Origin of the sequence: Ferrimicrobium sp., from assembly GCF_027319265.1 — a bacterium.
In the GTDB taxonomy this organism is placed as follows: Bacteria; Actinomycetota; Acidimicrobiia; order Acidimicrobiales; family Acidimicrobiaceae; genus Ferrimicrobium.
In genome coordinates this window covers 47,546-62,319 of record NZ_DAHVNP010000031.1, presented here as the reverse complement: position 1 = coordinate 62,319, position 14,774 = coordinate 47,546, and the positions used below count along the sequence as shown (strand labels likewise).

Below are 14,774 nucleotides of genomic sequence, written 5' to 3'. Positions count from 1 at the left end.
AACTCGATCGGTTCAGATTGCTGTCCCGATTAGTCTCCTATAGGTTACTGGCGGTGTGGCCGAGTGGTTAGGCAGAGGCCTGCAAAGCCTTGCACAGCGGTTCGAATCCGCTCGCCGCCTCCAACATTTGGTGAGTCCGCTGACCGAGCGGCTCACCGCCCATCCGGTCGTCCACAGAGCCTTCAGTCACCGGTCGTTGCCGTCATCGCGTTTCACGCAGCACCTGTGCGTTGGAAGAGCGAGACCAACGCTGCCAACCCGATGAAGGCCCCACCAACGCCGATCGCCCCAGCAAGTCCAAAATGAGAATCGGCGATTTGACCGGTAACGAGGGGACCGAGGCTCTGTCCGACCGCAATCGCGACCGTTGCCACGCCCATCGCGCCCGTCTGTAACGATGGCGGTAGAACAACCCGCGTCACGACCCCAAAAGCGGTAGAACAACTCATGAGGGCAAGCCCAAAAAGAATGCCGGCAATTATCTCGACCCACAGTGCCGTAGAGACCAAATAGAGCACCGCCCCGAGCGCTCCCGACAGGTAGATCGACGCTGCCACAAGGCCAGGTCGGTGACCGGCGAGTGGCCGGAACCAGATGAATCCGCTGACGGCGGCGACCATACCAAAAAGCACATAGGAAAGCACCACCCTGGACGAAGGGAGTCCCTGATGACTCATAAAGGCGACCTGAAACGTCAAGAAAGCGAGGTACCCGAACCCAAACACCCCATAGGCGATGAGAGCCGGTAGCAACGGCCGGTAATGACCTAGATGGCGTTCACCTACAGAACGCACCGGCGGATCACCTACCTGTAACGATGCGAACGTAGCGCCAACCATAGCGAGCAAGGTGATGACCGCCAAAATCGACCAGTCGACCCGCCAGAGGGTCGCCGCACGCAGATGAATGGCGGGGATGATCGCGCCGCTCAAAGCGGTACCGAGACCCGCGCCTCCAAAGTAAACCCCGAGGACCACCGCCGCGCCCGACCTCGACAGACCTCGTGCAGCTTGCTGGGCGAGCGAAGAGCCAATGACAAAGATAACCGCTCCGCAGAGACCAGAGATGAGTCGCAGTGTCAAGAGCGGTACAAGGTGAGCACTCACTGGTGTCAATGCAAGTGCGACCACCATGCCAATGCCGCTAACGATAAAGGATCGCCGATTGCCAAAGCGATCCGAGATACGCGTCACAAGGAGCGCGCCTCCAAGGTAACCAACCGCATTGACCGTATTCATGGCACCAGCCGCGAAATAACTCCAATGCAACGCGGTGCGCATTGTCGGCAAGAGCAACGAATAGGCAAAACGCGCAAAACCCAGCGAGGTCGCTGCCGCCAACGATAGCCCCAGTGCCACGAGCATAACTTTTGCATCGATACGCCCAGATCCTACGACCGCGCCATCCACCACCACTCCTTACATCGGTTGACGTAGGCAAGGATAGACTGGAGACAAGAAAGATGAGGGTCACGATGTTACAATTCAGTGTTCCAACTGTCAGCTGTCATCACTGCCAAGTGGCGATCCAAGGCGAGGTGGGCAAGATCCCAGGAGTACAGTCGGTCACCGTTGATCTTGACACCAAGACGGTGACCATCGAGGGTGATGAGCTGCAAGTCGATGCGTTGATTGCCGCGATCGATGAGGCCGGCTACGATGCCGAACTCATCCAGTAAACAACTTGATCTCGAGCTCTTCGGCATGACCTGCACAAGCTGTGCCTCCCGTATCGAACGAAAGCTCAATCATCTCCCCGGAGCCACCGCCACCGTCAACTACGCCTTGGAAGAGGCAACCATCACCTTCGACCCCACCGCTCTTGACACCGACCGCATCTTGGCCGCGGTTCGCCAAGCCGGCTATGAAGCGATCGCAAAAGATCAGTCGACAGCCTCGCCAAAGCTCCAACACCAACGCTGGCCGCTCGCCATCAGCGCCGTACTAAGCGCCGTGCTCCTCGGTGCCGATCTATCGCTATGGTCGGTGTCTCGACCAGTTGCTCTGGTGCTAGCCCTTTTGGTAATCGTGCTCGTTGGTCGTGGTTTCCTTATCACCGCAGTACGCGATCTTCGACACTTAACCGGGGGGATGGACTCCCTCGTCTCCCTTGGCTTTGTCACCGCCTTTACCTGGTCAGCAGTGGTGACGATCGCGCATAAAACAGGTGAGCCGGTATTTTTCGATGCTGCAGCGATTGTGCCAACCGTCATCTACCTCGGCAGATGGATCGAGGAACGTGCCAAGGTGGTCGCACGGAGTGACCTCAATGATCTTCAGGCGAAAATCCTCGGTGATGTCACCGTGACCCGTCAGGGAGTTGCGCTGACGATACCAGCCAAAGAGATTCTTCGCGATGATCTGCTCACCATACGGCCGGGTCAAGTGGTGCCAACGGACATGACCGTTACCGCCGGCGAGTCCGCAGTCGATACCGCCATCATCACCGGAGAGTCGGACCTGACACTCGTCGCCCCGGGATCGAACCTCCTGGCCGGATCCATCAACCGTGATCAATTGCTAGAGGGTATCGCGACCACCAGTGCTCAACGTAGCTTCCTGTCGCAACTCACCCAACAGGTAGCACAGGCCCAGGCGAAGAAGGCAAATCTTGAACGCATCAGCGACCGTGTCTCTCGCGTCTTCGTGCCAGTCGTTATCCTCATTGCAATAGGCACCTTCTTCGCTTGGCTCACCCAAGGTTCCGCCGTCACGGCGCTGGTTGCGGGGATCGCCGTACTGGTAGTCGCATGTCCATGTTCACTGGGTCTTGCCACACCGATCGCCTTTCTGGTAGCCACCTCCCGAGCCGCGCGCAGCGGTATACTCATCCAGAGTCCAACCGTCCTGGAACAAGTACCGAAGATCGACACTATATTTCTCGACAAGACTGGCACACTCACCGATGCCACTCTCTCACTCGATGATCTCCCATCAGGGCTGACCGAAGAGGACAGGGTTTGCATCGCGACGGTCGCCCAATCCTCAACGCATCCCGTTGCCCGTGCACTCAGCGCCCTATCTACGATCAACGTACCCGTTGAGGCCGTACGGGAGTTGCCAGGTTCGGGTCTAGTTGGGACAGTAGACGGACACACCGTGACGATAGCGGCGCCACAATTCTTTCATTTGGAGACCACCGAAGCATCAAGAATGATCGCATGCCAAATTGATGACCGGCCACCACTCCTCTTTTCGCTACACGAGACCCTTCGAGAGGGAGCAAAAGGGTTAGTCGAGAGCCTTCACAACAGCGGCATCGAGATCATTATGCTGACCGGTGATCGGCTGAGCAACGCACAAGTCCTCGCTGCTACCCTTGGCATCACCGCAATCCGAGCTGACGTACGACCTGCGGATAAGGCTGCTGCGATCAGAGATGAACAGGCCCTCGGGAAGAGGGTTGCGATGGTTGGCGATGGCATCAATGATGCCGAAGCGCTCGCGCAGGCCGATCTCGGCATCGCCCTAGCGAGCGGCACCGACATCGCCAAAGCGAGCGCAGACATCACCATTCTCGGTGATGACATCACTAAGGTGCCTGGAGCAATCGCGCTAGCTCGCGCCACACTGCGCAACATTCATCAGAATTTTGCCTGGGCTTTTGGTTACAACGCTATTGCGATCACCCTCGCTGCCCTTGGGATCCTTAACCCGATGTTGGCAGCGGCACTCATGGCAAGTTCCTCGCTCATCGTTGTCATGAACGCGCTGCGCCTACGCAAGTGGCACCTCCAACAAATAGTCGCGCAACCCGCTGGTGCTTCGCCAAAACATTCACTCTCGCCACCGTCGGCCCACGTGCCATTACAGAACGGTTTTTGATTGGCACATAGGTCGTCGTGTCTGCCGAAGAACCGCCGCTGAGCCTCCACTCGTGTTACGGGAGTTTCGTCGAGACCGACTTGTTCCTTACGATCGAGACCACTAGACTAAAGTCGCATGAGTAAACGCCAGCTCGACCTCAAGCTTTTGTCCTTCACCTCGATCGTTGCGCTGCTCATTGAGTTCATTTTTGGCACCGCCAATGTATTGTATGTAACAATCACCCCTCATAACCCATGGGGTGCCTCGCACCCCATCGTGATCCTTTATCTTCATGTCATCATTGGCCTCGCTCTTCTCATCAATGGTGTTATGATGATCAACGCCTCCCTTGAACAACCTGCAGCCGGTGCCTTGGGTTACACGATCGTCGGCGTCCTTGGTATTGTCATTGCGATCGCCGCAGGACTTGGGTTTGTCAATGGTGGTGGCCGCTCGAACCTGCTCTCGCTAATCATGGCACTCGGGTTCACGCTTGCACTTTTTGCCTACGCATTTCTGCTCTATCATCTCAGCCGTTCATCCGCCACGAACAGCGAGCCTTGACGTTGGTCGGCCACATGACGTCCCGGTGCGATACCAGTAGTGCCACTCGATACCTTCGCATCCGGCGCGATTCCCTTTATTGACACATGAACGGACCGAGCGAGCATTCCTCGATCCGGTAGATGACGCGGACGATCGAAGAACTCACGGGAACGCGCTGTGCCCTTGGCTATACCAATGAACATCAGCAACGCCAACCGTACCAACGATCGCTTCGGGCGCAAAGATTTGACACTGTTCCAGGACGCCATCGCAGGCACACGGAATGCTGACTGGTCACCCCGCAACGAGTGAGCGAACTCCAACACAACAGAGAGGAATCGCAGGAGGAATACCAAATTGCTCCCCGCACCGCAAACAGCACGGGATTTGTTCCCTCTATCGTGGGCCGTAGAGGACTCGAACCTCTGACCCCTTGCGCGTCATGCAAGTGCGCTACCAACTGCGCCAACGGCCCGTGGGCTACACTCTATAGCGTATGGCCCCACATTCGTGCCATCGGATCCCGACCCCACGCCGTTGGCACCCATGATCACCGAGGCTAACGCCTATCAACATCGTCTCGCGACGCACGTGGGCAAGGCGGCGTGCTCTGGGAGCGTAACAGCAGGATCATTCCGACCTCTGACACCCGCAATATGTCGAGCCGAACAGCGATCACCCTGGGGTCTGCCATCGGCGCGCCCGGGAGGACTCTCAGCTACGCAAACACAATCACTGGAGAGATACCAGCAGGTTTGGACAAGGTGAGAAGAACCCGCGCCTCGAGCTCATCGAAGACAGTAAGGCAGTAGGGATTGGAATGGCTGACAGACATCCTCTTCGTGAGCACTGGATCGATCGGCGCTCCTGGTAGTCGTCATCTTGTCATGCAACCCGTAACAACGATGAGCGTTAGTTCGTTCACCTGCTCCACGAGATGGTGGTGGACGATGTCGTTCTCGCTCCAGAGCGCGAGCCGACGCCCATGCCCAATTCCAGCTACACGCGCCAGCCCGTTGTCCACCAGAATGGTACCACGATCCCCGATACCGACTGAACAACTGGCACTGGAAGGCTCGCCGTCCTTGGGCTTCCACGCACAACGGCATCCAGAGGTCGCCCTTAGCACGGTGCAGTTGCAGACGTGTCACCCCGATGATGTTGACCCTGTTGCACCGCAACCAACGGCAAGGTCGTTGCCGTGCACCAAGGACCCTGGCAATCGCTCTACCCTTCAATCCTGACCGGGGACCCTCGCACACCCGCGGAAACGGTGACTCAAGGGCGGTGAATGTTCCAGGGGCGCCACGTCTCCGGCGCGCGTTTTTAACCTGGCGACCATCGGCTGACTCACCCCGTGACTGCGACTCCCGAGTCCATCGTTCCCGGTTCTACCACAATCAAGTCCCAGCGCACGTCCATTGGTGCCACGACAATGACTCTCTTTGGATAGGGAAACTTGTACGGGCCGTCGACAACGATGGCACCACCTCCTGACGGATAACACATAGGTTGAAGCGACTCATTTCCGGGCTCTAACCTGATCTTGAGGTGCTGCGTCTTACCTGTACAGTTCGCTGAGAGTGTCACCTTGGAGTCCGGAAGATAACGCTCGAACCCTGGAGATTGAGAGCTTGTTGCGGGCCCAGGTACCATCTGTGAGCTCACAGGAACGATCTCTGAGCCTTGTCCGTGCGCTTCAACCAATACGGTCGCCCCAACCGCTGGGTAGAAGTGTCCGAGCGAAGGATTACCGGAGACATCAATGACTGCGACAGTGCCAAGGGCTAACAGCACCGCCAGACCGATCCACCAGTGCTTGCGCAAGAAATGCACTCGCCGCCCCTTCATCCCAACAGGGACAGCACCAAGCCTAAGTGTCATCTTGCTTACTCCCTTCTTGCTCGCAGTACATCGGTGCCGAGGCACCGTTTTGCTGCACCTCGTCCGCCTCGATCCTCGAAGGCGAACGAGCGTCCCGCTAACCACGGCATCGGCCACCGGCGATAAGAAGACCGGATAGCGCACGACTCCCCATGCCAGGGATCACCTGTCCTCAGAACAATGGCGGTTGCAGTGCCCGCAGCCCCCACATGCGCATGGGTCCACCTACTGCTCACTCTCAGCATCCCGTCAATCGAGTTGGCGAGAAGGGTCGCTGTGTGCCTGATAATGGTGGAAAGCGTAGCAACACTCCTGATGAAGTCGGGGTCTTCGCATGTGAGAACTTTTGAACCCACTGGCCAACAACCCAACGAACCCCGGTTGGGTTTGATCGAGAACATGCAACGGTCAGATGTTGTGAAATCCTTTGCTCGATGTGCGGAGAGGAGCCCTTCGCTCCGGCATCCTTGGCCACCGTATGGGTGTTCACCATCTGTCTAATCCTGGTCAAGACTGCAGACCATGACCGTACTTCCCGAACTGAGTTCGACACCCCTATACGCCACTATGGCAATCATCGCCACCACCATGCTTGTCAGTTGCTCCTACAAACCTAACACATCATGCCGACACTTACACGACATTAGTGATTATTTCCTAAAGTCAAGAGATCCCCTTCTCTCATCCCGACTTGCCACTATCGTTGCGGATAGACAGGCAACTGTCGGACCCACCTTGTCGATCCGGTGACCTGCACAGCTTTTGAAGTGCACGGAGTCCCCTTTTGAGCCCAAAGGGCAAACCGGACACCGATGGACATGTTCTGATGAGGTGCGCAGTGTCTGATCCCACTGCTACGGCGATCGGTCCGGACGTTCTCATACTGCCGGGATCGCGCCTATCGCACCACCACCCGAACACCCAGCCGCCAACCGCACCACTGCAACCCTGGCCACCCTCAAGTCCACGGATCAAGCATGCCGGGGCCTTCCCACTATGGAAGCCTTGCGTGGCACAAGTTTTCAGCCAATGCTCGTCACCACCTCGGGGGTTTGACCAGGTACGTCAAGGACTCCGGTCATGGGGCTCTCGGTGATGCGGGCATGTGGGCTTACCAACCAGTTATTATCTACCACGTTGAACGTGGCGGTCGCCAACGTCCAAAGACATCCAGTGCTTCCTGGAGGGCCTCAGCTTCAGCACTGCGCCCGCTGTGTCACGTCAATCACAGCGATGAGGTCGCCTTGCCGTGCTGGGGCCGCAGGCAATCACCTCCATGACCCTCTGTCAACCGCTCTACACCGCTCCTCTCAACCGAAAGGGCGTTTGCTCTCCTGCCCCGATAACGGACCTTCGCGGCCGGGAAAGGAGAAGTCTGTCTCAAGCCAGGACAACGCAAAGGACCTCACCATCCAATGCTTCAGCCAAGGACAACCGGGTCTTGGGCTTATGGTACCCACGCCTAGGATTGGGGCGTTTCGCAACCAGTCGAACCCGTCCTATCGTGGATAAGGAATGACGTGTTGATTGCCGAGCGTACACAGATGACCAAAGCGGGCTGCCAGCCGAACGACGCTTCGGTACACCACCAGACTCAGCTCACCCACGCGAAAACTCACCAGCGCCACGCATTGGGGTGCTGTTCATCGAGCGGACGACGGGATTCGAACCCGCGACCCTCACCTTGGCAAGGTGATGCTCTACCAACTGAGCCACGTCCGCGTTACGATCAACAGTATAACAGATGCCCCAAGTTCACTTGCCGTTGTATCCATGTGAGCGTGCCCGCATCCCATCTCGGGCAAGATCTGACCATGTAACCTGTGACGGGATTGTTGCCAGCTTGCCACCACTGACAGACGACTTGCGGCCAGATGTCCGAGTTCGCGCCCACAATCCGAGATGCAGGGTCGGCGAGTCCAATCTATCGCTCCAACAACCGGCGAGGTTCACCCCACCCCACCGGGAGACTCGTCAGCGATGACCAGTGTGGCCGAACCCTCCAGCTCCACGTTCCGTCTCCGTCAGTTCGGTTCGCGCCACATACTCAACATCCACGTAGGGAACCACAACCAGCTGCGCGACACGGTCTCCTGGAACGAGTTCCACCGTGTTCTCGCCAAAGTTGACCAGCAACACGCCGACCTCGCCGCGATAACCCTCATCGATGAGACCAGGGGCGTTCAATACCGTCACGCCAGAGCGCAGGGCAAGGCCGCTACGGGGCACCACCAACCCCATCGTTCCAGGCGCTAGTTCCACGGCGAGTCCCGTGTGACCGATGCCTCGAGAACCGGGGCATAGCGTCAGGTGCTCGATGAGGACAAGATCAGCCCCCGCATCACCGGCTAACTGGCGCACCGGCAGTTGCGCTCCAGGATGGAGCAACCGTACTGCAATCTCTCTCACGATGAGCGCCGGATCAGCTTCTCGAGATGATCGATCAATCGATCCTGTCGTGAACCTTGGCGCAGCCATGGAACTCTTCGACTGATCCCCCAAATCGTACAGAGCATCATCGCCTCAATCACGATATCGCTTGACATCTTCGAGCTGCCTGCACGCCGATCATGAAAGGTGATTGGAACCTCGATGATCCGGAAACCCAGCTGGGAGACAAGATAGGCCATCTCCACCTGAAATCCATAGCCATCAGCACGCACCTGATCCAGGTCAATCATCTTCAATGCATCGGCCTCATAAGCCCGAAAGCCAGCAGTGGCATCGCGAACATCGATACCGAGCATGATCGATGCATAGCGGTTCCCAAGACGAGAGATCAAGAGGCGCAGAGCCGACAAACCCTCAGACGAACCGCCGGAGATGTAACGGGAGCCGATGGCAAGACCAGCACCATCATCGAGACCGTCAAGCAACCTCGGCATGACCGCTGGGTCGTGCGAGAAATCCGCGTCGATTTCAACCAGCGCTGTTGCTCCCGCGCTCAGCGCCTCCCGGAAACCTGCCCGGTAGGCCGCACCCAACCCGGCCTTACCAGGACGACGCAGCACGCGAACGAACTGATCACCCTTGCTGAGGCTCTCGACCAGATCCGCGGTGCCATCAGGCGAGCTATCATCAACCACAAGTACCGTCGCCGCGGGAACCGCCTTGCGTATCGCCTCAACGATGTCGAGGATATTACTGGCTTCGTTATATGTTGGAACGATCACCCAGGGATACTGCGATGCCGTACGACCCATAAGCCCCTTCTTGCTCGTCTTACCTTCATGGTACCCCACTTAGCATACACAGCGAGTAACCTGGCTGTCATGTTGGCATGGATGGATCTTGAAATGACAGGGCTGCTCCCCGAGCGCCATGTCATCCTAGAAATCGCAATGATTGTTACCGACGACGACCTCAATACCGTCGAGGAGTTCGGACCGCTCGTGATTCATGCCGACGAGGACGCGTTAGGGGGTATGGAGAAGGTCGTCACGAAAATGCACGAAACCAACGGGCTCCTCGCCGACGTTCGCGCCTCCACGACCACTCTCGAAGAAGCCCACTCTGCCGCCCTCGCCTTTCTTAAACGACACTGTCCGAACGCTCGCCAGGTGCCGCTGTGCGGGAACTCTATTGGAACTGATCGTCGCTTTCTCGCCAAATATATGCCGGATCTTGAAAACTGGTTGCACTATCGCTCCGTCGATGTCTCAAGCATCAAGGAGCTTGCAAAGCGTTGGTATCCTGGCTTGGCAGAACACTTGCCCAAAAAGGACAGCTCCCATCGCGCTCTAGACGACATTCGGGATAGCATCGCTGAACTCGAGTACTACCGCGAGCATCTATTCGTCAAGACACCACGGATCATGGATGTCGACAATTCGTGACAGGCGCACCCGGTTGTAGCGTTGAACCGCTACAAACGGAACGTTCGCAAGCACGGCATAGAGCACAGGCACGACGACAAAACCTGGGCTAAGCCACAGCGCTGGCAACCACTGAATTACCAACAACCCAGTGTGCACCAACTCTGCTCGCACGGTCTCCAAATACAGTCTTACCAGTGTGCTGTGCTGACGATTGACAATTCGCCGTTTCGAGACACCACCCCCAAAGCTTCCCGCCTCAGGCAACCGATGCTTCCAGGTGTCAATGCATAGCCTTTGTCGGTACCAGCGTGCCTTTGGCCCACCCAACCACCAGGGATGACGAGCGATCGAGAGCAACACTGTTAGCGGAAGCCGTGCGCCGAGGAACCCCACCACCACGCTCGTCGCGATCCAGAATGCTACGGCAAGCGCCATGCCGACCACATTGGACACTACTCATCGCCTCGTTCTCATTGGCTGCCCTTTCCAGGTAGTTGTACCACGCAGCAGATCAACACCAGACATCACTACGATCACAAGGAACGCTGCTAAGTAGAGCACCTGGAGTACCATACTGCTCCAGGTGAAAGAACCGATACGCCGCGCTACCAGCACATTGATGAAGAACATCAACCCCACAACGGCGAGGGCTCCGACCAGCTCATGTGGCGCATCGGTAACCAGATTTGCGATCGCCGAGAGTTGTGCAACGATCATCAAGGTCGCCACCAATGCACCGATGCCGCGAACACTGATGGCGCCGATAGCGACGTTCTTGCGGAACCCCTCAAGTAACTGCCAGAACCCATCCGGGTACATCCGAAACTCAATCCAACTCCGACCCCCATAGAGGATGGTGTGCCCGCTAGTGTGCCGAAACTTTTCCCCCAGGGCTTGATCATCGAGCACCGAGTCCAGTACAGCTCCGTGTCCACCGACACTTTGGTATCGGGCTACTTGGCAACACAATACTGGACCAAAGGTAGCCGATGAGTAGGGATGACCTAGCGCCCCGAACGCCCCTGAGGCGATCAGAGCGACGAGGTTGGGGAAAAATGCGAATTGCTCGTACCAGCGCTCCATCCGATGATAAGGCTGCACACTGATGAGATCATTCGGTCGATTCCGGGCAGCGGCGACCAACCTAGCCAACGCATCAGCACCCACAAGAACAACATCAGCGTCCAAAAAGACCACCGTCTCGGTCGACTCCTTAGGGGACCAAGCGCTTAGAGCGCCTGCCTTCGGATTATTGCCCCGACGCTGGTCGAGGCGAACGACCTCGGCTCCCAGTGATCGTGCAATGGCACCAGTCCCATCGATTGAACGATCGTCGATCACAGTCACGGAGAAGATGACCCCCCTTTGGGCACTCAGGCTGGCAAGCAGCTTTGACAGTGATGTCGCCTCGTTGTGTGCAGGAATCACAACCTCCACCCTAACGACGGAAGCGCTCTCAAGCAGGGATCGATCAAACCGAGGAGGAATCAACAACTTCCATGCAAAATATACCTCCCCCACGACCACCAACAACGGCCACAGAACCGCAATGGAAAGCACCAAATCAAAGCCGATCAACCATGGAACGCAGCTGTCGGAACGAACCAATTGGATCTTTACCAATCGGGGTCACCATCAACGTAGTGACGCCGGCATGGGCAAAAGCCTCGACACGCTCCTGAACAAAACCCGCACTACCGACAAGGTTCATGCGCTCCAGCAGCTCATTCGGCACGAGTTGGGCGGCCCTTTCCCGTTCTCCGCCAAGATAGAGATCTTGAATTTGCTCCGCTAGGTCGCCATATCCATAGCGTCGGAACAGGTCGTTATAGAAGTTCTTCGTCTTTGCACCCATACCCCCAACGTAGAGTGCCACATATGGCCGCGCGAGATCAAGCAGATCCTGACTGTTGTTCTCAATAGCGAGCAAACCTCCCGCAACGATCTCAAAATCACCGAGATCAGAGTCGCGAAGACTCAGTCCCTTGCGCACCGATTCACCCCACACCGATTCCGCCTGTTCGGGAAGGTAGAAGATAGGCAACCAACCCTCCGCGAGTTCAGAGGCTAATGCCACATTCGCTGGTCCGATCGCCGCGAGGTAGATCGGTACTCGTGGCCGAACTGGCTCGGTAATCAGTTTGAGCGCTTTACCCAACCCAGTACCGCCCCGAAGCGGAATCTGGTAGATGCCATCAGACTCCAGTCGCTCACGGCGCCACACCTTCCGACAGAGCCCGATGAGCTCCCGTGTCCGAGCGATCGGTCGGTCATAGGCAACCCCATGCCAACCCTCGATTACCTGAGGACCGGAGGCTCCAAGACCAAGAACAGCACGCCCACCTGAAACGTAATCAAGTCCAGCCGCGGTCTGCGCAATCAACGCCGGCGTACGAGAGTAGATAGGAAGAATGCCAGGCCCGAGCTCGACACGTGTCGTTCTTGCCGCCAAATAGCCGAGGATAGACACGGCGTCGAATCCGTAGGCCTCGGCGACAAAGACGATATCGAGTCCGGCACTCTCGTAGCGAACGACCTCCTCAACCGTATCAAGAATATTCCCCGCATAGTTAATCTGCATCGCTAACTTCATCGTGCCTCCGTCTCCACCATGTTCCTATCTCCGCCATGCCATTATCGCTACATTGTCCCTATCACCATCATGTCCCTACCGCTGCGAACCTCTGCTCTCATCGCCCCAGTCTACGTTACCAAAGGCCACGACTTTGGTCATAGCGATGAACGCGTCACTAGGCTTGTATCGCAGGCAATATCTCCAACGGCACTCCACCATCGAAGGGCCATACAGCACGACCAGGCGACAGACAGGACAGCGATATGAAGCGAGTGGTAATAGTGGCGATGGTGCTTCTCCTCATCGCGGGCTCCTCACTCTTCCTCTTTGCCCCCACACAGTCGCCAACGTCACCACCCGTGCACGATTTGACCATTCCAGCTGGTGATCCAAACTGGGAAACAGCCTGTCATTCGGCGCTGATTCCCGACACAACACCGGCCTGCATGCAAGCCGCGCTCTTCGACCTCAACCTAGCGCGACGGACCGAGGGCCTGCCACAACTGACGCTTCCGCAAGATTTCGCCACATTCAATCAGGCTCGTCAACTCGTCTACCTGGCCAATAATGAGCGCTCGATCAGGAAACTCCCCACCGTAGTAAAGTCATCACCAAAACTTGACCACCTGGCCCGCCAGGCTGCCACCCAAGCACGAGACCCATTCATCCCGGCATCGATGAACGGAGGATCTGACTGGGCAGGCAACTTCCCGAACGCCATCGTCGTGGTTTTTATGTGGATGTACGAAGACGGATATCGCTACACCAATGGCGGAGGTGGATCTAACCTCGACTGTCAATCCCCAAAGGCAAGTGGATGTTGGGGCCATCGCGCCGTCATTCTGGAGGACTCCTCCACCAATACCCGTTATGGAGCCGCCTTCACGACGCAGCTCGCACCGTCACAAGCCCTCAAGTACGCCGACTCGTACACGCTAGAGTTCGCCGGGGCCCCTGCGCTCTTTGCACTCGGCAATACTAGTCAACTCGCATACACGATCGTCGTCATTGCGTTATTGATGATCTTGGTATCGGTGGCCTCATGGTTCGTTCGACGTCATCGCCGTCGTGATGGCCGCCATATGGGGCCTCCCTCGCCGCCTTACCTGTCTTGGTCATGATCCTCGTAAGCCCCAACGGCACACAGCAGGAGATCTCCCACCAGGAGACAGTCACTCTCGCGCAGCGATACCACCGAGGTTATCGCCCCACTCGCCAACGATAGGACCCAGAGCGGCACTCTACCCGACCCCGGACCAGATCTTGTCTCTCGCTAGTCCAAGCACCTACTGGACGACGGCCCTAGAAAATATCGACGAGGTGTCCTACCGGTCCCATCGGCCCCGGTAGGACACCTCATTATGACATTATGGCGTGGTGCGCTACAACTCGAGATCTAAGCCTTGGGATCTTTGGCAAAGCGCAGGTACGACTTCACCTCGCGAAAGCCTTCGAACTGCTTGCGTGCCGCTTCAGCACTGACAGAGTTAGCGACGATCACCTCGTCACCTGGCTTCCAATTCACCGGGGTCACTACAGGAAAAGCATCGGAGAGCTGCAACGCGTCCAAGACCCGCAGAATCTCCGCAAAGTTTCTGCCCACCGAGGCTGGGTACGTCATCTCGAGGCGTAATTTCTTGGCAGGATCGATAATGAAGACGGAGCGGACCGTGAGCGTATCAGATGCATTCGGGTGGATCATACCAAAGAGAGTCGATACCTTCCGATCAGCATCCCCGATCATCGGGAATCCAACCGCATGCCCTCGCACCTCTTCGATATCCGACTCCCACTTCAGATGACTCGCAACGTCATCGACCGAGAGACCTATCACTTTGGTGGATCGACGGTCAAACTCTGGTTGTAGACGTGCTACCTCACCCAGCTCTGTCGTGCACACCGGCGTATAGTCCTTGGGGTGGGAAAATAGAACACCCCAGGAGTCTCCAAGCCACTCATGAAACCGGATCTTCCCTACTGTCGTATCCGCCTCAAAATCTGGAACAATATCACCTAACTGGACCACCATAGCCTCACTTTCTTCTGTTGAGAGAACCCATTCAGCGCCCTCCCCTAACCGCCATCTACGCTCGGGTGACGACAAACGTGCGACCCGTGCGACTGCTATGTCGTTACCACCGATGA

At 57.1% G+C, this 14,774-nt stretch carries 13 protein-coding genes and 3 tRNA genes; 6 read left to right on the top strand and 10 right to left on the bottom strand.

Features of this window, described 5'->3' with window-relative positions; translation table 11 throughout:
• Positions 1–49 precede the first annotated feature (49 nt).
• Positions 50–123, top strand: a tRNA-Cys gene (locus tag M7439_RS04620).
• A gap of 89 nt (positions 124–212) precedes the next feature.
• Here the strand turns inward: M7439_RS04620 and M7439_RS04615 are convergent.
• A complete protein-coding gene (locus M7439_RS04615; RefSeq protein ID WP_298346113.1) occupies positions 213–1,409 on the bottom strand; it encodes a YbfB/YjiJ family MFS transporter in 1,197 nt (398 codons plus the stop codon).
• A gap of 65 nt (positions 1,410–1,474) precedes the next feature.
• Between M7439_RS04615 and M7439_RS04610 the strand changes: the two genes are divergently transcribed.
• The 3 genes from M7439_RS04610 to M7439_RS04600 all read left to right on the top strand — a co-directional run bounded on the left by M7439_RS04610 (position 1,475) and on the right by M7439_RS04600 (position 4,370).
• The gene (locus M7439_RS04610) at positions 1,475–1,678 is read left to right on the top strand and encodes a heavy-metal-associated domain-containing protein (RefSeq protein ID WP_298346111.1); all 204 of its coding nucleotides are present in this window, start codon (positions 1,475–1,477) and stop codon (positions 1,676–1,678) included.
• Positions 1,659–3,824, top strand: coding sequence for a cation-translocating P-type ATPase (locus M7439_RS04605; RefSeq protein ID WP_298346109.1), 2,166 nt, complete (start codon positions 1,659–1,661; stop codon positions 3,822–3,824). The genes M7439_RS04610 and M7439_RS04605 overlap by 20 nt, the downstream gene beginning before the upstream one ends.
• Positions 3,825–3,941: 117 nt before the next feature.
• Positions 3,942–4,370, top strand: coding sequence for a PucC family protein (locus tag M7439_RS04600; RefSeq protein ID WP_298346107.1), 429 nt, complete (start codon positions 3,942–3,944; stop codon positions 4,368–4,370).
• A 384-nt stretch (positions 4,371–4,754) separates the two neighbouring features.
• Here the strand turns inward: M7439_RS04600 and M7439_RS04595 are convergent.
• From M7439_RS04595 to M7439_RS04575, 5 genes are all read right to left on the bottom strand, one after another.
• Positions 4,755–4,827, bottom strand: a tRNA-Val gene (locus M7439_RS04595).
• A gap of 875 nt (positions 4,828–5,702) precedes the next feature.
• Complete coding sequence (locus tag M7439_RS04590; RefSeq protein ID WP_298346105.1) at positions 5,703–6,236, bottom strand: hypothetical protein; 534 nt, start codon at positions 6,234–6,236, stop codon at positions 5,703–5,705.
• 1,649 nt (positions 6,237–7,885) lie between these two features.
• Positions 7,886–7,958: transfer RNA gene (locus tag M7439_RS04585), tRNA-Gly, on the bottom strand.
• A gap of 252 nt (positions 7,959–8,210) precedes the next feature.
• Positions 8,211–8,645 carry a dUTP diphosphatase gene (gene dut / locus M7439_RS04580; RefSeq protein ID WP_298346103.1) on the bottom strand — a complete coding sequence of 145 codons (435 nt, stop codon included), beginning with the start codon at positions 8,643–8,645 and terminating at the stop codon, positions 8,211–8,213.
• Positions 8,642–9,439 (bottom strand): polyprenol monophosphomannose synthase, encoded by a 798-nt coding sequence (locus tag M7439_RS04575; RefSeq protein ID WP_298346101.1) that lies wholly within the window; start codon positions 9,437–9,439, stop codon positions 8,642–8,644. Before M7439_RS04575 ends, dut begins: the two co-directional genes overlap by 4 nt.
• A 27-nt stretch (positions 9,440–9,466) precedes the next feature.
• Here M7439_RS04575 and orn point away from each other — a divergent pair, with 27 nt between their 5' ends.
• Complete coding sequence (orn, locus tag M7439_RS04570; protein ID WP_308464398.1) at positions 9,467–10,072, top strand: oligoribonuclease; 606 nt, start codon at positions 9,467–9,469, stop codon at positions 10,070–10,072.
• Here orn and M7439_RS04565 read toward each other — a convergent pair.
• Genes M7439_RS04565 through M7439_RS04555 form a run of 3 tightly spaced genes read right to left on the bottom strand, consistent with a single transcriptional unit; the run spans position 10,028 to position 12,647 of the window.
• Entirely contained in the window at positions 10,028–10,507 is a 480-nt protein-coding gene (locus M7439_RS04565) for a hypothetical protein (protein ID WP_308464397.1), read from the bottom strand. The genes orn and M7439_RS04565 overlap by 45 nt on opposite strands.
• 3 nt (positions 10,508–10,510) lie before the next feature.
• Positions 10,511–11,677: a glycosyltransferase family 2 protein gene (locus tag M7439_RS04560; protein ID WP_298346096.1), complete on the bottom strand. Its 1,167-nt coding sequence runs from the start codon at positions 11,675–11,677 to the stop codon at positions 10,511–10,513.
• Complete coding sequence (locus M7439_RS04555) at positions 11,619–12,647, bottom strand: LLM class F420-dependent oxidoreductase (protein ID WP_298346094.1); 1,029 nt, start codon at positions 12,645–12,647, stop codon at positions 11,619–11,621. The genes M7439_RS04560 and M7439_RS04555 overlap by 59 nt, the downstream gene beginning before the upstream one ends.
• A 245-nt stretch (positions 12,648–12,892) precedes the next feature.
• On the opposite strand from M7439_RS04555, the gene M7439_RS04550 reads away from it, so the two are divergent.
• On the top strand, positions 12,893–13,750 hold the full coding sequence (locus M7439_RS04550; protein ID WP_298346092.1) for a hypothetical protein: 858 nt from the start codon (positions 12,893–12,895) through the stop codon (positions 13,748–13,750).
• A gap of 275 nt (positions 13,751–14,025) precedes the next feature.
• On the opposite strand, the gene M7439_RS04545 is transcribed toward M7439_RS04550, so the two are convergent.
• Positions 14,026–14,658 carry a peroxiredoxin gene (locus M7439_RS04545; protein ID WP_298346090.1) on the bottom strand — a complete coding sequence of 211 codons (633 nt, stop codon included), beginning with the start codon at positions 14,656–14,658 and terminating at the stop codon, positions 14,026–14,028.
• Positions 14,659–14,774 lie beyond the last annotated feature (116 nt).

Coding starts and splice junctions, on each gene's coding strand:
- M7439_RS04555 (WP_298346094.1), bottom strand. CDS start 12,647: ATGAAGTTAGCGATGCAGATTAACTATGCGGGGAATATTCTTGATACG.
- M7439_RS04605 (WP_298346109.1), top strand. CDS start 1,659: ATGCCGAACTCATCCAGTAAACAACTTGATCTCGAGCTCTTCGGCATG.
- M7439_RS04610 (WP_298346111.1), top strand. CDS start 1,475: ATGTTACAATTCAGTGTTCCAACTGTCAGCTGTCATCACTGCCAAGTG.
- M7439_RS04545 (WP_298346090.1), bottom strand. CDS start 14,658: ATGGTGGTCCAGTTAGGTGATATTGTTCCAGATTTTGAGGCGGATACG.
- orn (WP_308464398.1), top strand. CDS start 9,467: ATGGTACCCCACTTAGCATACACAGCGAGTAACCTGGCTGTCATGTTG.
- M7439_RS04550 (WP_298346092.1), top strand. CDS start 12,893: ATGAAGCGAGTGGTAATAGTGGCGATGGTGCTTCTCCTCATCGCGGGC.
- M7439_RS04590 (WP_298346105.1), bottom strand. CDS start 6,236: ATGACACTTAGGCTTGGTGCTGTCCCTGTTGGGATGAAGGGGCGGCGA.
- M7439_RS04600 (WP_298346107.1), top strand. CDS start 3,942: ATGAGTAAACGCCAGCTCGACCTCAAGCTTTTGTCCTTCACCTCGATC.
- M7439_RS04575 (WP_298346101.1), bottom strand. CDS start 9,439: ATGGGTCGTACGGCATCGCAGTATCCCTGGGTGATCGTTCCAACATAT.